At 41.4% G+C, this 18,380-nt stretch carries 16 protein-coding genes; 8 read left to right on the top strand and 8 right to left on the bottom strand.

Annotated features, from left to right (window positions below; all coding sequences use genetic code 11):
- Nucleotides 1-135: 135 nt before the first annotated feature.
- The 6 genes from fabF (at nt 136) to M3210_RS17740 (ending at nt 8,467) form a co-directional block, all read left to right on the top strand.
- Nucleotides 136-1,365 carry a beta-ketoacyl-ACP synthase II gene (fabF, locus tag M3210_RS17765; protein ID WP_251517170.1) on the top strand — a complete coding sequence of 410 codons (1,230 nt, stop codon included), beginning with the start codon at nt 136-138 and terminating at the stop codon, nt 1,363-1,365.
- 16 nt (nt 1,366-1,381) lie between these two features.
- Nucleotides 1,382-3,121: a class I adenylate-forming enzyme family protein gene (locus tag M3210_RS17760; protein ID WP_251517167.1), complete on the top strand. Its 1,740-nt coding sequence runs from the start codon at nt 1,382-1,384 to the stop codon at nt 3,119-3,121.
- Nucleotides 3,122-3,134: 13 nt separating this feature from the next.
- The gene (locus M3210_RS17755; protein ID WP_251517164.1) at nt 3,135-3,605 is read left to right on the top strand and encodes an acyl-CoA thioesterase; all 471 of its coding nucleotides are present in this window, start codon (nt 3,135-3,137) and stop codon (nt 3,603-3,605) included.
- A 263-nt stretch (nt 3,606-3,868) separates the two neighbouring features.
- A complete protein-coding gene (locus M3210_RS17750; RefSeq protein WP_251517161.1) occupies nt 3,869-5,146 on the top strand; it encodes an MFS transporter in 1,278 nt (425 codons plus the stop codon).
- Between the two features lie 170 nt (nt 5,147-5,316).
- Nucleotides 5,317-6,705, top strand: a complete 1,389-nt coding sequence (locus M3210_RS17745) for a DHA2 family efflux MFS transporter permease subunit (protein WP_251517158.1) — start codon at nt 5,317-5,319, stop codon at nt 6,703-6,705.
- A 136-nt stretch (nt 6,706-6,841) separates the two neighbouring features.
- Nucleotides 6,842-8,467 carry a catalase gene (locus M3210_RS17740; RefSeq protein WP_251517155.1) on the top strand — a complete coding sequence of 542 codons (1,626 nt, stop codon included), beginning with the start codon at nt 6,842-6,844 and terminating at the stop codon, nt 8,465-8,467.
- 47 nt (nt 8,468-8,514) lie between these two features.
- On the opposite strand, the gene M3210_RS17735 is transcribed toward M3210_RS17740, so the two are convergent.
- The 5 genes from M3210_RS17735 to M3210_RS17715 all read right to left on the bottom strand — a co-directional run bounded on the left by M3210_RS17735 (nt 8,515) and on the right by M3210_RS17715 (nt 12,879).
- Nucleotides 8,515-9,387 (bottom strand): metal ABC transporter permease, encoded by an 873-nt coding sequence (locus tag M3210_RS17735; RefSeq protein ID WP_251517153.1) that lies wholly within the window; start codon nt 9,385-9,387, stop codon nt 8,515-8,517.
- Nucleotides 9,384-10,295, bottom strand: coding sequence for a metal ABC transporter permease (locus M3210_RS17730; RefSeq protein ID WP_251517151.1), 912 nt, complete (start codon nt 10,293-10,295; stop codon nt 9,384-9,386). The genes M3210_RS17735 and M3210_RS17730 overlap by 4 nt, the downstream gene beginning before the upstream one ends.
- Nucleotides 10,273-11,034, bottom strand: coding sequence for a metal ABC transporter ATP-binding protein (locus M3210_RS17725; protein WP_251517149.1), 762 nt, complete (start codon nt 11,032-11,034; stop codon nt 10,273-10,275). The genes M3210_RS17730 and M3210_RS17725 overlap by 23 nt, the downstream gene beginning before the upstream one ends.
- Before the next feature lie 5 nt (nt 11,035-11,039).
- Entirely contained in the window at nt 11,040-11,984 is a 945-nt protein-coding gene (locus tag M3210_RS17720) for a metal ABC transporter solute-binding protein, Zn/Mn family (protein ID WP_251517147.1), read from the bottom strand.
- Nucleotides 11,985-12,246: 262 nt separating this feature from the next.
- A complete protein-coding gene (locus M3210_RS17715) occupies nt 12,247-12,879 on the bottom strand; it encodes a hypothetical protein (protein WP_251517144.1) in 633 nt (210 codons plus the stop codon).
- 259 nt (nt 12,880-13,138) lie between these two features.
- Here M3210_RS17715 and M3210_RS17710 point away from each other — a divergent pair, with 259 nt between their 5' ends.
- On the top strand, nt 13,139-14,758 hold the full coding sequence (locus M3210_RS17710) for an ABC-F family ATP-binding cassette domain-containing protein (protein WP_251517142.1): 1,620 nt from the start codon (nt 13,139-13,141) through the stop codon (nt 14,756-14,758).
- An 82-nt stretch (nt 14,759-14,840) separates the two neighbouring features.
- Here M3210_RS17710 and M3210_RS17705 read toward each other — a convergent pair whose 3' ends face one another.
- Both M3210_RS17705 and M3210_RS17700 read right to left on the bottom strand, forming a co-directional pair.
- Nucleotides 14,841-15,806, bottom strand: coding sequence for an L-threonine 3-dehydrogenase (locus tag M3210_RS17705; RefSeq protein ID WP_251517140.1), 966 nt, complete (start codon nt 15,804-15,806; stop codon nt 14,841-14,843).
- 102 nt (nt 15,807-15,908) lie between these two features.
- Complete coding sequence (locus tag M3210_RS17700) at nt 15,909-17,099, bottom strand: glycine C-acetyltransferase (protein WP_251517138.1); 1,191 nt, start codon at nt 17,097-17,099, stop codon at nt 15,909-15,911.
- Between the two features lie 183 nt (nt 17,100-17,282).
- Between M3210_RS17700 and M3210_RS20515 the strand changes: the two genes are divergently transcribed.
- Nucleotides 17,283-17,411 (top strand): hypothetical protein, encoded by a 129-nt coding sequence (locus tag M3210_RS20515; protein ID WP_285853880.1) that lies wholly within the window; start codon nt 17,283-17,285, stop codon nt 17,409-17,411.
- A 62-nt stretch (nt 17,412-17,473) separates the two neighbouring features.
- Here the strand turns inward: M3210_RS20515 and M3210_RS17695 are convergent, their stop codons facing one another.
- Complete coding sequence (locus tag M3210_RS17695) at nt 17,474-18,250, bottom strand: LysM peptidoglycan-binding and 3D domain-containing protein (RefSeq protein ID WP_251517135.1); 777 nt, start codon at nt 18,248-18,250, stop codon at nt 17,474-17,476.
- Between the last annotated feature and the right edge of the window lie 130 nt (nt 18,251-18,380).

The following is an 18,380-nucleotide window of genomic DNA, read 5'->3' as shown; positions in this document are numbered from 1 at the left end:
CAAATGATCCTAAGACCATTATCTAGGAATATCCCAGAGCGTCCAAGTCATTTGACATATCAACAGGTTGATTAACAAGGGAAATAATAGGCGGAAACTAAGTGCCTAAACATAATATACGAGGAGGGATTTAGAATGAAAAGAAGAGTTGTTGTAACAGGTACTGGCGTGGTGTCTTCCTTAGGAAATGATGTGGAAACCTTATGGAACAACATAACTAATGGGGTATCCGGAATCAAGCCAGTTACGTCAGAGGAATTCAAGGACTTAAGCACAAAGATCGCTGGAACAGTTGAGGATTTTCCAGCTGAAAAATATATCGATAGCAAAGAGTTGAAGCGATATGACCGCTTTACCCAGTTTGGAGTAGTCGCCGCAATGCAGGCATTGGAGCAGGCTCGGGTAGACTTGGATAAAATTAATAAAGACCGAGTCGGAATCTATATCAGTTCCGGGGCTGGCGGGATGGATACGATAATGGAGAATCATAAAGTCTTGCTGGAAAAAGGACCAAAACGGGTGTCTCCGTTCTTCATTCCGATGTCCATCCATAATATGCTTGCTGGCTTATTAGCGATTAAGACAGGCTTCCGGGGCCCAAGTTTTTCAACCGTTTCTGCCTGTGCGACGAGCAACCACTCCATCGGAGAGGCTTATCATCAAATTGCACACGGCTATAGTGATGCAATTTTGGCTGGCGGTGCAGAAGCGACAATCAATCCACTGTATTTTGCTGGTTTTTCCAAAATGCGGGCGATGTCTACAGCGAATGAAACACCAGAACAAGCATCGCGTCCATTTGATGCTGACCGTGACGGCTTTGTCATGTCTGAAGGTGCCGGGGTACTATTTTTAGAAGAATACGAGCATGCAGTAAATCGCGGGGCTCCCATCCTTGGAGAAATTATTGGGTACGGCAGCACAACCGATGCCTACCATATTACAGCCCCTGACTATCAAGGAGCATCCCGGGCGATGAAGCTTGCGATCGAACGAGCGGGAATAGATCCTGAAGATGTCGATTATATCAATGCCCATGGGACTAGTACACCGACTGGTGATGTTTCTGAGACGAAAGCGGTGAAAGAAGTGTTTGGGGACCATGCCTATAAGCTTAAAGTCAGTTCATCAAAATCGATGACAGGTCATTTATTTGGTGCCGCAGGAGGCATCGAAGCAATCATCACGTTAAAGAGCTTGGAAACCAATACTTTTCCACCAACGATCAATTTGGAAAATCCCGATCCAGAATGTGACTTGGACTATGTCGCTAATCAAGCAGTCGAAGGGGAAATTGATATTGCTTTATCCAATGGGTTTGGATTCGGTGGCCATAACGCGGTAATTGCATTCAAAAAGTTTTAATTAAGGGGGAAGTTCAGTGACAACGACGAAGAAGAAAGTTCCAATATTGCCAAGTGTGGAAGAAAGAAGAAAATCTCTAGAAGCGCGTTTCCCTGTCTGGCCTAGGGATACGATTGCCGCTCATTTCCAAAAAGCTTGTAAAGCGTATAAAGACCGTCCTTATCTATATATGGATGATGAGGAATATACATATGAAGATATTTGGAGAGATGCTGTCCAGTACGCAAAAGCGTTTATGGAGCTTGGGGTAAAGCGTCGCGATCATATTGCAATTTTAATGCGGAATGACGCTACCTTTCCTTCATTAATGATCGCCTCTTCCATCGTTGGTGCTGTATTCATTCCGATTAATTCGATGCTGAAGAAGGATGAACTGAAATATATCATTTCCCAATCTGATACACAGTATTTGATTTTTCAACAGACGAAGAAGGATGAAGGTCATCAAGATATGTTATTGGATATCCTTGCTGATCCGAATTTCCAAGCTAATAATAAGCTTGAAAAAATCATTGCGATCAATAAAGATGAAAGCCGTACAATCGACGAGCAGTTTCTATCTTGGGAAGATTTTTTAACAAACGGCAATGCAGTTTCAGATCAAGAATTGACAGAGAGACAAAATGAATCCCGTTTTCCGGATGAAGTAGCGATCATTATGTACACTTCCGGTTCCACTGGAAGTCCAAAAGGTGTCATGCTGACCCACGATATGCTTTTACGTTCTGCATACGGGACATGCTTAAGCCGTGCGATTGAAGACGGACGAGTCACCTTCGCACCTCTGCCTTTTTATCATTGCTTTGCCATTATTGAAGCGATCCTTGCTATGTCCTTTGTCGGCGGCTCGTTCATCTCGGCAGTTGGAGCATCTCCACTTCTATCTTTACAATTGATGGAAAAGTATCAAGCAAATGATTATTTATGTGTACCGACTACATTAGTTCCATTATTGAATCACCCACAAGTGAAGGAATTCGATTTATCCCATTTATTCGCGATGTGGTGCGGTGCTGCGCCTGCGCCGATACCAGTATGGGAAAAAGCTGTGGAAACCCTAGGGTTGACCGAGATCATCACAGGATACGGACAGACAGAAGTTGCTTCTTCTGGCGTCACGACAGAGATTGGAGATTCCCTAGAGCGGATTTCCACTAGGGTCGGCCGTCCGAAATTAAATGGAGTTAGTGGATTATCAGAGTTTGATGGCAGCTCCGTACAATATAAAACCGTTGATCCGGATACAGGCGCCACCCTCCCTGCAGGTGCAGTTGGAGAATTGGTGGTACGCGGGAATACAGTTACCCATGGTTATTACAAAAAACCAGAAGAAACAGCGAAAACGATTGATAAAGATGGCTGGCTGCGCACCGGGGATGTAGGAAGAATCGATGAAAATGGGTATTTACAAATTCTTGGCAGAAGTAAAGAAATTTATAAAGTATCCGGTGAGCTCGTTTCTCCTCGGGAAGTGGAAATCGTTATTTCCAAGCATCCAGCAGTGAATCAAGTGAATGTCATTGGTGTGCCAGATAAATTAACGACGGAAATCGGTGCAGCATTTATTGAATTGAAAGATGGGGAGGATCTATCACGTAAGGATATCGTAGACTGGTGCTCTTCACAGCTTGCCCGCTTTAAAGTACCGCGACACGTCTGGTTCATCGAGGCATCAGACTGGCCGATGACGAGTACTGGAAAAGTCCAGAAGTTCCGCCTTAAAGAAAAAGCGGAAGAATTACTTGCGAAGAAATAACGGAGGGTTAACGATGAGTGAAGTATGGCATCAACATAAAATGCGAGTCCAATATAAAGATACCGATCGTATGGGCGTTGTCCACCACGGTAATTACATCACATGGTTTGAAGTCGGCCGGACAGAATGGATGCGACATTATGGAATGAATTATTACAAAATGGAGGAACAAGGTCTTCTCCTTCCTGTACTCCATGCAGAAGTGGACTATAAAAAATCTGCCCATTTTGATGATTGTGTTGTGATTTACTCTAAAGTAGCAACATACTCGCCTGTTCGGCTGGAGTTCCATTATGAAGCACGGAAAATCACCGAAGAAGAATATAAACAGATGGACACAATGACAACTGCAGAGCCATTTGGCGAACTGTTGGCAAAAGGTTCAACAAAACATATGTGGGTAAATCCAGAATGGAAACCTGTCCGGTTGAATAAAGTCGCGCCCGAGATTTATGATGCGTTACAAAATATGATGGAGAAATAAAAATAAAGCTCTGTTTATCTCTAAGGATAAACAGAGTTTTTTCATTGTTATCTATTCCAACCAACATTCTAATCGCATTTGTCCACATTGGACAATCTAACCCTAAATCAACTCCACTCATTTATCACAAATAACTAATTTTTAATGTTTTTGTAATGTCTCCTCTCTTTATTTTATTCGATTGCAATGTCCTCTGCCGTATCATGAAAGTACAAGATAAGTAATCATTTATTTTATTCATAATAATGAAGGAGGAAACAACAATGGCAAAAGCAGCTACAGAGATTCCTGTAAAAGAACAAAATGAGAAAAAAACACTCATTCCTTACTGGGTTAAAATTGTCACGATCTTCTTTTTAGGTTGGGTTGCCATCTATGCGACGCGATCCGTATTGAATCCAGTTATGGATAATATTCAAACCGAATTTGGTCTTTCCACTTCTACATTAGGTCTTATCAGCAGTATTTTCTTTCTAGGCTATGCAGCAATGAACGTACCGGCAGGAATGCTTGGGGATAAAATCGGTAAGAAACGTGTCGTCGTTCCTGGCGTTATTCTCTTCGGTATTTTTGCAGCACTTACAGGTATGATGCCAACATTCTTCATGTTCATCACCATGTGGGCAATGGTTGGTATTTTCCAAGGATTCTACTATGGTCCTTCTTACGGGCTATCATCCGAATCGATTCCACCTAAACACATCACTGTAGGTAGTGCGATTATCAACAGTGGGATGGCGTTCGGTATCTCGATTGGTTACTTTATTTCCAGTTATACGGTCGGTGAGCTCGGAATGAGTTGGAGAGCTCCATTCTACATTATCGCGATTCCCGTCATCCTGATCGGGTTACTCATGATGTGGGTCATTAAAGAAAAACGTAAAACGAAAGCGGAACATCAGGCTGAAGTTGATAGTGGTGAAAAAGTTAAACTTGGGGATCTATTCAAAAACAGAAACCTAGTACTTTCCTATATCGTCATTTTCACTGCAATCTATGCATTCTTCGTAGTCGTAACTTGGATGCCGTATTACCTACAGCATGCACGTGGTATTACAGGCGGATCGGTAGCATTTATTGCATCCCTTGTACCTTGGGCAGCTATTCCTGGTTCAATTCTGTTCAGTTGGATTGCCGACCGTATGGGTAAACGTCGTCCGGTATTGCTAGTGATGATGCCATTATCCATTATCGCCATCATTTCAATTGTTGCATTTGATAGCATGTGGGTACTTTATGCATCATTAATCGGTTACGGTATCTTTGGTAAAATCAGTACAAACCCTGTACTTGTAGCAGTAGTGGCAGACAACGCTCCAAAACATGCTTACAGTACGTCATTCGGTGTATATAACTTTATCGGTATGTGTGGTTCCATCCTAGCTCCGTACATCACTGGGTTCCTAACCGATGTTACTGGAAGCTTGAACATGGGCTTCTACTTTGCAGGATTCCTGCTGATTATCGGAACGATCGCAGCCGCAATGATCAAAGAGGACAACCGTCCAAACGTAGAAGGTGCAGCTACAGCGAACAACTAAATGAAATGGCACCCAATCCCCTCCCCTATTCCGGGTGGGGATTTTTTAACTTTCTATAAGAAAGATAAGTGGATAACAGGAGATAATGCTTGTCTGTTTCCAATTCATTCGGGCTCTGATATCTTAGTGTTAGTTGTACGCATTAGTTATAAAGGAGGAAACTGCATTCGATGACCCGAGAATTTTTATCTACAACACATAGAAGACTGCTAGTGGCAATCGTGCTATCCAGTTCATTCTTTTCAGTTTTGATGCAATTTCTCCTGATTACCGCTTTCCCTAAAATCATGGATGAATTTGAAATTAATGCAAGTCAAGTCCAATGGCTGACAACAAGCTTTATGTTGGCGATTGCGATACTTATTCCTATGACAGCATTTTTAATGGATAAATTCACGACAAGAACATTGATGACGAGTGGAATGTTCTTGTTTTTCATTGGTACATTATTAGGTTTATTTGCGCCTTCCTTCGAAGTATTGCTTGCAGGAAGAATCATCCAAGGAATGAGCTCAGGGATTATGATGCCGCTTATGCAAACCGTCCTCTTCCTTGTTTATCCACGGGAAAAGAGAGGTTATGCAATGGGGCTTTCTGGTCTCGTGATCAACGTGGCTCCTGCAATCGGCCCGCCCATTTCAGGAATCATCATCCAACATTTTGAATGGCGTGCCATCTTTTTATTTACACTTCCGGTAGCAGCAATCATCCTTGTATTTACTTATATATTCATGCAAAATGTAACGGAAAAGCGGGAAACTGAAATTGATATCTTATCCATACTTCTTTCCAGCATAGGTTTCGGCGGTGTTCTTATTGGATTCAGCATGGCCGAGTCAGACTTTGGCCGCACAAGCAGCATCCTGACTATATCGGTAGGAGTAATCGCTATTGTCCTATTTGCATTAAGGCAATTTCGTTTAAGACAACCTATTTTGGATCTTCGTGTTCTCAAGGTTCCAATCTTCGCTCTGTCGACGGTTATCACAATCATTGCCTTCAGTTTATTGATATCCATCGAAACGATCATACCGATGTTCGTGCAAAATGCACAGCAGCTATCCCCGGTCTACGCAGGTTTGGTTGTCGCTCCAGGAGCATTAACCTTGGCAATCATGAGTTTCTTCGCCGGCAAGATCTACGATAAACACGGCGGAAAAATCATGACGATCCTTGGATTTATCCTTATTTCAGCTGCAACGATCGGTTATTACTTTGGGGCAGACACGTCCAGCTCTTTCCTGTTTACATCTGTCCTGTTTGCCATATCCATGGCCGGTGTCGCCTTCATCAATATGCCGATTATGACAGCCGGGATTAATGGGTTGCCTGATTCAGCCATTGCCCATGGAACTGCTAGCATCAATACAGCCAGACAATTCGGCGGTTCGCTCGGATTAACGTTTATCATTTCATTTATAAGCAAGACAGCATCAGGAATGGAAACATCAGATCCATTGCAATTTTTACAAGGTGTAAAAAACGCATTCTTAGTTGCTTTCATCTTTTCGGTTACCGGATTACTGCTGTCGCTGTTTATGAAGAGGGATAGGAAATAATAGAATGATGCAAGGCATGTGGATTTGATTCACATGCCTTTTCCAACATTGGTACTTCTTTCTTTTATACGTATGTAGTTATCCAATATGGACAGGATAATTATAGACTTACTATTTCAAGAAAGAGGGATTATGCATGAGTAAAGAGCACTCTGAGGAAAAATATGAAACACATGTAGAAAATGAAGACACGTTAACGACGCGCCAAGGACATCCTGTCACTAATAATCAGAACATCCGAACCGTTGGGAACCGCGGTCCTGCCATGCTTGAAAACTATGATTTCATAGAAAAGATCAGTCATTTCGACCGTGAGAAAATACCAGAACGGATTGTACATGCCCGTGGTGCAGGTGCCCATGGTTACTTTGAAACCTATGGAACGGTTGGAGATGAACCGGCTTCCAAGTATACCCGTGCAAAAGTTTTTCAAGGAAAAGGGAAACAAACTCCTGTTTTTGTCCGCTTCTCTACCGTAGTTCACGGAATTCATTCACCAGAAACAGTAAGGGATCCGAGAGGTTTCGCAGTAAAATTTTACACAGAAGATGGAAACTGGGATTTAGTCGGTAACAATATTAAAATATTCTTTATTAGAGATGCGATGAAATTCCCGGATATGATCCACGCCTTCCGTCCAGACCCAGTGACAAACATTCAAGATAGTGAGCGCTTTTTTGATTTCTGTGCCAATTCACCGGAATCTTTCCATATGGTGACTTTCATCTATTCACCTTGGGGTATACCGGCCAACTATCGAATGATGCAAGGATCTGGGGTAAACACATACAAATGGGTAAACGCAGAAGGTAAAGCCGTTCTAGTGAAATATCATTGGGAACCGAAACAAGGAATTAAGAATCTGACGACAAAAGAAGCACAAGAAATTCAAGCGAAGAACTTTAACCATGCTACACAAGACTTGTACGAAGCGATTGAAAGAGGCGACTATCCGGAATGGGAGCTATTTGTTCAAATTATGGAAGACGGCCCGCATCCAGAGCTGGATTTCGACCCATTGGATGATACGAAATTATGGCCAAAAGATCAGTTCCCATGGCTTCCTGTCGGAAAGATGGTATTGAATAAAAATCCAGAAAACTATTTTAATGAAGTGGAACAATCCACATTCGGAACGGGTGTATTAGTAGATGGATTGGATTTCTCCGATGATAAAATGCTTCAAGGCCGTACCTTCTCCTATTCGGACACGCAGCGTTACCGGATTGGAGCAAACCATTTACAATTGCCGATCAACGCAGCGAAAAAGCGGGTTGCGACGAACCAGGAAGGCGGACAAATGCGCTATGAAAATGATAAAGCCCCTGGACAAAACTTGCATGTGAACTACGAACCTTCAGATTTAGGTGGTCTTAAAGAAGCAGAGCAGCTTGGTAAAGACCATAAGCCTTATGTTGAAGGCGAGCTTGTCCGCGAATCAATCGACCGAAACGACAACACGAAACAAGCTGGTCAAACGTATCGGGAATTCGAGCAATGGGAAAAAGACGAGCTGATTTCGAACTTGGTAAACGACCTGTCCACTTGTAAAAAAGTGATCCAGGATAAAATGATTGCTTTAGCCGAGGAAGCGGATGAAGAATACGGACGCAGGTTGCGGGAAGGTTTACTTGAAGCAAGCAAAAAGACATCCTCGATGTCAGAGGAAACCGCTGAAGAAATGCATCCACTTGGAGCCAAAGAGGCTGACCAAGCTGTAGATGAAGCGATTGAAAAAGGCCACGATGCCGATCCATATTAATGAAAAGGTGATTGCACCCTTTTGGGGACAATCACCTTTCTTTTATTTTACATTTGACCAACAGGCTTCAAACGTTTTGCAATTAAACCATGCTTTGGTGAAAAAATGAAACTGATTAGAAAAACGACTCCGGTGGTAAATGCCATCGAACCGGATATGGATGTATCTATCCAGGCCGCTACATAATACCCAACAATAGAAGATACAACTCCAAATCCACCACTCAAGATAATCATAATAATTAGCTTGTCGGTCCATAAATATGCAGAAGCAGCTGGAGTAATAAGCATCGCAACAACCATAATTGCTCCAACCGCATCAAAGGAAGCGACAGTCGTCACGGAAACGAGCCCCATAAACAGATAGTGCATGAACAGTACCGGAATCCCCAGACTTGCTGCCAAAGCAGGATCGAAGGAAGTTAATTTCCATTCTTTGTAGAATGCAATTATGGAAACAATGACAACCACCAGTACGAAGAGCAACAATGCCGTCGCCTGAGGTATGTCCCCGATAAGCGGCAAAGTGATTGTATGGAAAGGAATAAAGGTGATTTCCCCCATTAAAGCATGTTGAACGTCAAGGTGGGCATTTCCAACAGAGGTTGAAATTAAGATGACCCCTATTGCAAATAGAGTCGTGAATACAATTCCCATCGCTGCATCATGTTGTACTTGCAGGGAATGCAGCGATTGCACGAGAAATGCAGTAGCAATTCCAGCTAAGATCCCACCAATAAGCATCGCCATTCCACTCACTTCTTTTGTCACAATATAGGCTAATACAATCCCCAACAAAACTGTATGGCTGATTGCATCTGCCATCATCGCCGTCTTTCGCAAAATAAGGAAAACACCGATAATCCCACAGGATAAGCCAACTAACGAAGCGGTCAATAAGATCCAGAATGTATAACTCATAATCGGCCACCCTCCTGCTTTAAAACTTCCATCTGTTTTTTCTGTTGGAATTTATATTGAATATAGTTGATAAGCAGCCCTTTTTCTTTGCCGAAAATAAGAGATACCATAAAAAAGCCCGCTCCAACTACTACAATGAATGGTCCTGTAGGTAATCCATTCCCCATGGTGCTTATCAGGGTTCCACTAACCCCCGACAGTCCACCAAATAACGCAGATAGCATAATCATCATTTGAAAAGATTGAGTCCAATATCTGGCGCTGACAGCCGGAATGATTAGTAAAGCTGCCATTAATATGACTCCAACAGCTTGAATGCCAATAACAATTGTTGTAACGAGCACAACCGTGTATAACGTGCTCATACTCTGAATGGATAACCCGAGGCCCTTTGCAAACTGTTGGTCAAACAAGTAGATTTTCCATTCTTTGAATCCAATAAACACGATCAACAATACAAGCACAGCCAAGATCAGCATCGTGACCACATCGGAGCGGACCATTGCAGCTGCTTGCCCGAAAATAAAACTATCAAGCCCACTCTGGTTACCTCCCGCAGAACGGTTGGCAATCGTTAAAAGCATAATTCCCATACCATAAAATACCGCTAAGATCATCCCCATCGCAGAGTCCTCTGAAATTCTACTCGAGGTCGTGATCCATTGGATGAAAAACGCTCCTACAAGAGCGCTGATTGCCGCTCCAATAATAAGAACAAGCAAATTTTTCTCACCCAACAGTAAGAATGCAATAACGACTCCAGGTAATGCAGCATGGGAAAGCACATCACTCATCAGGTTTTGACGCTTCCAATATGCCATACAGCCGATTGCCCCAGCAGCTATACCTAACGTCATCGTACTCAGAAGCACCCAGCCCGTGTTACTATTCCACAGAATGGACAGCATACTCTCTGTTCTCTCCCATCCAACGCATATTTCCACCATAGGTTTTTGCGATATTCTCTTTTGTAAAAATCTCTTCCGTTCTACCATGGCAAAGAAGTGTCTTGTTAAGCAGAAGTACATGGTCAAAATAATCTTCTACCGTTTGTAAATCATGATGAACGACCATCACCGTTTTTCCATTTGCCTTCAATTCTTTGAGTATATTCATAATCGCCCGTTCTGTTGCAGCATCCACCCCGGCAAGCGGCTCATCCATAAAATAAAAGTCAGCATCCTGCACTAAGGCTCTCGCTAGGAATACACGTTGCTGCTGACCACCTGAAAGCTGACTGATCTGTCTGTTGGCATAATCCGCCATCCCCATTTTCTCCAGTGCTTCATAAGCCAATTGTTTATGTTTGCGGTTCGGCCGCTTGAGCCAGCCGATTTTTCCATATAAACCCATTGTCACTACATCTAGTGCGTCCGTTGGAAAATCCCAATCTACAGAGCCACGCTGAGGTACGTAGCCGATTCGTTTCTTCGCTTGTTGAAAAGGTTGATTAAAAAATCTCACTGAGCCAGTCAAAGCCGGATGTAAATTTAGTATTGTTTTCAAAAGTGTAGATTTACCCGCTCCATTCGGTCCGATAATTCCGGTCAATGATCCCTTCCGTATCTTAAAATTGACATTATTTAATACGGTCGTTTTCCGATAGGAAGCAGAAAGGTTATCCACTTGTAATATTATTTCCCCCATTTTTCTCACTCTCCCATCAACGCTTCGTATATTGTTTGGATATTATGACGGTACATCCCAATATAAGTGCCCTCATCCGTTCCAGGCGATCCCATCGCATCCGAATACAGCTCTCCTCCAAGCTCTACCTCAACACCTTCACTTTGAGCTCCTTCAATTACCGCTTCAATTGCACTGGAATTGATGCTGCTCTCTATGAAAATTGCAGGAACGCGGTGTTCCTTAATAAGTGCAATTATCTCGTTTATATCAGATATACCAATCTCATCTTCTGTGCTCAACCCTTGTAAACCGATCACTTCAATGTCATGTGTATTGCCAAAATAGCCAAATGCATCATGAGCCGTGACAAGGATACGTTTACTATCAGGAATATCAGATAACTGATTTGCTTCTTCTCTCAACTTCTCCAATTCACTAAAATACGCAAGCTTATTTTCTTCAAAAAAGTCTGCATCCTCTGGAGAATAAGCTTTTAATTCCTCCACGGCGGCATCCAATGCAGCTTCCCAGAGATCAATATCAAACCAGATGTGCGGGTCAATTGCCCCATCCTCATCATTTAAAATTCTTTCTTGAGATATCGCTTCTCCAATTGCAAGAACAGGCTTAGATTTTCCAATCGAATCAAAAACTGGAACCATATTCACTTCCAAATTTAAGCCATTGTAAAAAATAATCTCCGCATCGTCTACTTTTGCAATATCGCTCTGAGTCGGATTATAAAGATGTGGGTCCACCGACGGTCCCATCAAACTCTCCACTTCTAACCGGTCTCCACCAATCACTGATAACGGCTCACCGATCTGAGCGATTGTCGTCAATACTTTGATTTTTTCATCCGATTCCTCTGATGCCGAAGATTCCAATTCCCCACCATCACAACCAGCGAACAAAAGGCCAAACGCAAAAACTGTGACTAGCCATAACTTTTGCCTGAACACTCTCATCTTAGCTCCCTCCTCTTTTGTTTACCTTACACAACTTTTATAGTTACATACAGAATATTCGCGTTCATGGTTTTTGTCAAGAGGATTTTTAAAAGATATTTCGAATAGTTGAACGTAGAGTTAACAGCAAGTGAATCAGCAATAAGATATGCCGATTATATTAAAGAAAAAAATCCAATCTTAAGGTTGGATTTCTTAGCTACTACAACATGTAATTATATAAATATAGAAAAAAGAGCCTTTCCACATAGAAAGGCTCTTTTTATTTAATGACTAAACGCTTAAACTTATTGGATATGTTATAAATAAATGATTGCTTTGGTGTTGTCTGATCGCCTAAAACAAGACGTGTCGACTCAGGTTTAGTCATTTCGACTTGATATTCCTTCAGTTTTCCCTTATATATTAAACGGTTATCCGGGAGATTTCGAATATCGTGTGGCGTGATGAAACATGTCGGTTTATCAAATGTGAACCGATCCGATTCTTGAATGACGGTCGCAACGAATTGGGAACAAAATAATGCAGCACGTCGCTCGATTTTAATACGGAGCAGTACACCAAATAGACCGATGAAATTGTAGCGATAATCATCCTGTTTCGCTTCAAACTCATGTATTTTTTTCATCATTTTATTATAATCACACTCACTGATCGCTTGAGAATATATAGCACAGTCAGCATTTGCCATAAAGTCACTCGTAATATCTTCATGGACAAATCCACCGATAAACGGATTTTTCGGACGCTTTCTTCCAAAGCTGTATAAGGTTTGAAAATCCTTCGTAAAGGATATGGATACGTGATTCAATTCCTGCTTGGTGAAAAAGTTAATGAGCTTGGCGAGACTTGTACCCGTATCTGTAAACAGGAAATAAATCTCTCTTTCTTCCATAATGATTCCCCCTTTCCCCCGCCACTCAAAATTATTGAGCTTCATCTACTATTACACAAAAATCGCATTTCGCCAAGTACTTTTTAATTCAGTCAGGAAATTTACATAAAGTCTTGTATCATCTATGTTTATATGCGATTTTTGATTGACGAATCCACTTAAATAACGTAAGCTTACTGTGATAGTTAGATTACAAATGTAAAGGTTACTCGCGCCATTTGCGGGCGGCCTAGATTTTTTATTTGGAGGATATAATATAATGATTACCGTTACAAATGTAGGCTTACGATATGGCGATAAAAAATTGTTTGAAGATGTCAACCTAAAGTTTACTCCTGGTAACTGTTATGGAGTAATTGGTGCAAATGGTGCAGGAAAGTCAACTTTCCTTAAAATATTATCTGGTGAAATCGAGCCCCAAACAGGTAACGTTTCTTTGACGCCGGGTGAGCGGATTGCGGTACTTAAGCAGGACCACTTCGCCTATGAAGAATACCCTGTCATTGAAGTTGTACTGATGGGTCATAGTAAATTATACGAAGTTATGAAGGAAAAGGATTCAATTTATTTGAAAGAAGATTTTACTGAAGAAGATGGAATCCGTGCTGCCGAGCTGGAAGGCGAGTTCGCTGAGATGAATGGCTGGGAAGCAGAATCTGATGCCGCCATCCTTCTTAAAGGCTTAGGAATCGGTGAAGAGCTTCATAGTAAATTGATGTCTGAGCTTGCAGAAGACGAAAAGGTTAAAGTGTTATTGGCACAAAGTTTATTTGGTAATCCCGATATCCTTTTACTGGATGAGCCGACAAACGGACTTGATATTCAAGCAATACATTGGCTTGAGGAATTCCTGATCAACTTTGAAAATACAGTAATTGTCGTATCCCACGACCGTCACTTCTTGAATAAAGTTTGTACCCATATTGCTGATGTGGACTTTGGTAAAATCCAAATTACAGTAGGAAACTACGATTTCTGGTATGAATCAAGCCAATTAGCTGCAAAAATGGCTCAAGAATCCAACAAGAAAAAAGAAGAAAAAATTAAAGAGTTGCAAGCCTTTATTGCGCGTTTCAGTGCTAACGCATCGAAATCCAAGCAAGCAACATCAAGGAAAAAAATGCTTGATAATATCACACTTGATGATATTCAGCCTTCTTCGAGAAAATATCCTTATATCTCTTTCACACCGGAACGCGAGATCGGGAATGATTTGCTTCGTGTCGAAGGATTGACGAAAAAAATCGGTGATACGGTTGTACTGGATAATGTGAGCTTTACGATGAACAAGGATGATAAAATCGCTCTTGTCGGCCGTGATGATATCGCAAAAACAACACTGTTCAAAATCCTTATGGGTGAAATGGAACCAGATGCCGGTACATTCAAATGGGGAGTAACTACTTCCCAATCATATTTCCCTAAGGATAACTCGGAATTCTTCGAGGGGAATGAGATGACTTTAGTAGACTGGTTACGTCAATTCTCTCCGGAAGATCAAACGGAAACTTTCCTCAGAGGCTTCCTTGGAAGAATGCTGTTTTCCGGTGAGCAAGCTCTAAAGAAAGCAAATGTATTGTCCGGTGGAGAAAAAGTTCGTTGTATGCTATCTAAAATGATGCTATCCAATGCGAACGTACTTCTTTTGGATGAGCCGACAAACCATTTGGACTTAGAGTCGATCACTGCACTGAATAATGGTTTGATTAAATTCAAAGGTTCGATCCTATTCGCGTCCCATGACCATCAATTTGTCAACAGTATCGCGAATCGCTTAATCGAGATTACACCACAAGGAATCATCGATAAAGAAATGAGCTATGATGAATATGTGCGCGATCAAGCACTTCAAAAAGAAATCAACAAAATGTATGCATAAGAAGATGCCTCTCTCAGGAGAGGCATCTTTTTGTTTATATCTTTTACCTAACTCGATATGTGACTATTTTCATGCAAGCAAACTAATCAACTAACGCATTCCTATTCTGTAACTTCACCACGAGCTTATTCAGCATATCTTTTGTCATTTTATCTAAATTATATTCATACTTATAATCCCATTCTTCCCTAGCCGCACTGGCATCCAATCGATTGGGCCAACTGTCGGCGATACGCTGACGAACAGGATCCACATCATATGTCATTGTAAATTCCGGTATATGTTTTTGAATCGCTGCCGCGAAATCTTCTGGAGCTGCTGAAATGGCAGTGATGTTAAATGCATTACGATGAATAAGTTTATTTGAATCCGCTTCCATTAAATCGATGATTGCATGAAGGGCATCCGGGAGATACATCATATCCAAGTATGTCCCTTGTTCGAGGTAACAGGTGTAGCATTTATTTTTTAATGCCTCATAGTAAATTTCTACCGCATAATCTGTCGTTCCTCCACCTGGCAACGTTTTGGAGGAAATGAGGCCTGGATAACGAACTCCCCTTGTATCCACCCCGTACCGCTCGTAATAATAATCACAAAGCAATTCTCCCGCTACTTTATTAATTCCATACATCGTTGTCGGACGCTGCAATGTGTCTTGAGGTGTGTCATCCTTAGGCGTTTCCGGACCAAAGGCCCCAATGGAACTTGGGGTGAAGAATTGCAAATCCAGCTCTCGAGCAACTTCCAATGCATTCAGTAGTCCACCCATATTTAACTTCCAAGCAAATATCGGCTCCATTTCAGCTTTATAAGAAAGCACTGCAGCTAAATGCATGATGGTATCCACATTATGATATTTCGCAGTTTCATAGAGTTTATTTGCATCCATGACATCGACTATTTCAAATAAGGAATCGCCGCGTTCTCCTTGTGGCTCCTTAATATCTGTAGCAATAACATTGGTTTCTCCATAAATATCTCGTAGTTTCATGACCTGCTCGGAACCGATTTGTCCACTCGCTCCAGTTACGAGAATTTTTTTCATAGCAAAAATCCTTTCCTTCTATTGTCTCTAAATTCAGTTCAACGAATACTTAGAGAAGAAAAAGAAAGCTCCCCCCACTCTAATACTCCTATGTCATTGTATTCAAATCATGCCCATTTCCTTACCAATTTTCTCATAAGTTGCAATGGCTTGATCAAGCATCTCTTTCGTATGTGCTGCTGTCGGCATATTACGAACACGTCCTGTACCTCTTGGGACTGTCGGAAATACAATCGATTTCGCATATACACCAGATTCAAACAAACGTTTACTGAATTTCTGTGTCAGTTGTTCATCACCAATGATTACTGGAGTAATCGGCGTTTCACTATTTCCAATATCAAAACCTTTATCTTTCAAACCTGCTTTCAGATAATCTGCATTCTCCCAAAGCAATTGGACGAGCTCGTTACTTTCCATCAGCATATCGATCGCTTTCGCACTAGCTGCTGCATCGGCTGGAGTTACTGCGGTTGAGAATAGGAATGGACGGGAAGCAACTTTCAGCCAATCAATGAGATTCTTCTTCCCTGCCACATATCCTCCAACAACACCAATCGCCTTTGATAGGGTACCGATTTGGAAATCCACTTTATCCTGCAAACCAAAATGTTTCACTGTTCCTGCACCATTACCAAGCACACCCGAACCATGAGCGTCATCCACATAGGTGATTAAATCAAACTCCTCAGCAATTTCTACAATCTCCGGTAATTTAGCGATATCCCCATCCATCGAAAATACACCATCTGTAATGACCATCACTTTATTATACTGACCTGATTCCACCGCTTCTTTCGCTTTCTTACGAAGATCATCCATATCCGAATGATTGACACGAATAATTTTCGCCTTGGAAAGCCGGCAACCATCAATAATCGATGCATGATTCAATTCATCTGATAAAATTGCATCGTTCCTATCCATGACAGCAGAAATGGCTGCCATGTTACAATTAAAACCAGATTGATAGGATATCGCTGCTTCCGTACCTTTAAATGCAGCAATCTTTCTCTCCAGTTCCTTGTGTAAATCCAACGTACCATTTATAGTACGCACAGCACCTGCTCCAACTCCATGTGATGCGACAGCTTCATTTGCCACTTGCTTCAACGTATTATTTGTGGCAAGGCCCAGATAGTTATTGGAAGAAAGATTAATCAATTCCTTTCCTTCAATGTGGATCGTCGGCCCGTTAGCCCCCTCAACTATATCTATCTCATTGTATAATCCTCTACTCTTCAAATCTTCTATATTCTCATCTAAAAACTGCCCCAACGCCTTACTCGACATAAAAAAACCTCCTTCACCCGCGATGATTGCGCTTACATTACTTTTATAGTTTAACATATGTATGCCCCTTTGTTAAAATCAGGACGATAATCCGAACAATATTTGAACTCCCTGTTTTTACCTATCGCATTATCTCTAAAAGTCTATTATACTAGTGAAGGAAATTATTTTGGAGGCATGAAGATGCGAATCATTCTGTTGGCTGTCTTTGTTACATTTATTGTTGTTATTGGCTTATTCGGTTTATTTCAAGACGACCGTCCCGTGGTTGAAATAGAACAATCCGGAGAAATGCATATTATAGAAAATTAAAAGGAAAGCAATCCATTATTAATGGATGCTTTCCTTTTAGTTTTTTACCTGTGATTCTGTTGTTATTCAACAATTGTTACATCAACTGTGCGAACGCCCCAATTGACGGCCTCACTTTTTGATGGAACATGAAGATCAATTTTATTGCCTTTAATTGCACTGCCAATGTCAGCTGCAATTGCGTAGCCATAACCCTCTACATAAACTTCAGAACCTAATGGGATTACATTTGGATCTACTGCAATAACTTTTGCATTAGGGTTTTTATTTAAGTCAACTCCAGTATACGTGACACCTGAGCAACCTTCACAGTCTGCTGTATAAGCTGTTGCAGATACTGAGATAGTGTTACCTTGTGGTTTTTCTTCCGCCGCTGCCGTTTTAGAAGCTGGTTTTGCTTCTTGCTTAGCAGGTGTCTCGGCTTTTTCTTTCTTAGCAGGTGCTTCTGTTGTTTGTGCTTGAGGTATCACACGATCCTCTTTATCTACTTTTTTACCTTTGATTTGGAGTTCTTGTCCAATAACGATAAGTGAAGTTTTCAAGTCATTCCATTTCTTCAAATCGTTTACGGATACATCGTACTCCTTACCTATACTAATTAATGTATCTCCACGTTGTACAACGTAAGTATCATGTATATTCAAAATTTGTTTTGGCTGAATTACTGTCGTCTTTAAATCATTGATGTGCACTAACTCGTCAATAGAAGTATCATACTCCTTTGCGATATCCCATAGGTTCTCCCCTGGTTGAACTTCATGTTCTTGTGCTGAAGCGGTAGTTACAGCTGCACCTGATAGGATTATTCCTGTCATTAATGCTGCTACTATTTTCTTCAAGTCAATTCCTCCTCGTATATTATGTTTAGGCACTTAGTTTCCGCCTATTATTTCCCTTGTTAATCAACCTGTTGATATGTCAAATGACTTGGACGCTCTGGGATATTCCTAGATAATGGTCTTAGGATCA

The organism is Oceanobacillus luteolus (assembly GCF_023715655.1).
In the GTDB taxonomy this organism is placed as follows: domain Bacteria; phylum Bacillota; class Bacilli; order Bacillales; family Amphibacillaceae; genus Oceanobacillus; species Oceanobacillus luteolus.
This window is presented reverse-complemented; position numbering and strand designations above follow the sequence as displayed.

Bases quoted from the DNA above. Each gene is read 5' to 3' on its own strand.
- fabF (WP_251517170.1), top strand. From the start codon at position 136: ATGAAAAGAAGAGTTGTTGTAACAGGTACTGGCGTGGTGTCTTCCTTA.
- M3210_RS17755 (WP_251517164.1), top strand. From the start codon at position 3,135: ATGAGTGAAGTATGGCATCAACATAAAATGCGAGTCCAATATAAAGAT.
- M3210_RS17750 (WP_251517161.1), top strand. From the start codon at position 3,869: ATGGCAAAAGCAGCTACAGAGATTCCTGTAAAAGAACAAAATGAGAAA.
- M3210_RS17745 (WP_251517158.1), top strand. From the start codon at position 5,317: ATGACCCGAGAATTTTTATCTACAACACATAGAAGACTGCTAGTGGCA.
- M3210_RS17740 (WP_251517155.1), top strand. From the start codon at position 6,842: ATGAGTAAAGAGCACTCTGAGGAAAAATATGAAACACATGTAGAAAAT.
- M3210_RS17735 (WP_251517153.1), bottom strand. From the start codon at position 9,387: ATGAGTTATACATTCTGGATCTTATTGACCGCTTCGTTAGTTGGCTTA.
- M3210_RS17730 (WP_251517151.1), bottom strand. From the start codon at position 10,295: ATGCTGTCCATTCTGTGGAATAGTAACACGGGCTGGGTGCTTCTGAGT.
- M3210_RS17725 (WP_251517149.1), bottom strand. From the start codon at position 11,034: ATGGGGGAAATAATATTACAAGTGGATAACCTTTCTGCTTCCTATCGG.
- M3210_RS17720 (WP_251517147.1), bottom strand. From the start codon at position 11,984: ATGAGAGTGTTCAGGCAAAAGTTATGGCTAGTCACAGTTTTTGCGTTT.
- M3210_RS17715 (WP_251517144.1), bottom strand. From the start codon at position 12,879: ATGGAAGAAAGAGAGATTTATTTCCTGTTTACAGATACGGGTACAAGT.
- M3210_RS17710 (WP_251517142.1), top strand. From the start codon at position 13,139: ATGATTACCGTTACAAATGTAGGCTTACGATATGGCGATAAAAAATTG.
- M3210_RS17705 (WP_251517140.1), bottom strand. From the start codon at position 15,806: ATGAAAAAAATTCTCGTAACTGGAGCGAGTGGACAAATCGGTTCCGAG.
- M3210_RS17700 (WP_251517138.1), bottom strand. From the start codon at position 17,099: ATGTCGAGTAAGGCGTTGGGGCAGTTTTTAGATGAGAATATAGAAGAT.
- M3210_RS20515 (WP_285853880.1), top strand. From the start codon at position 17,283: ATGCGAATCATTCTGTTGGCTGTCTTTGTTACATTTATTGTTGTTATT.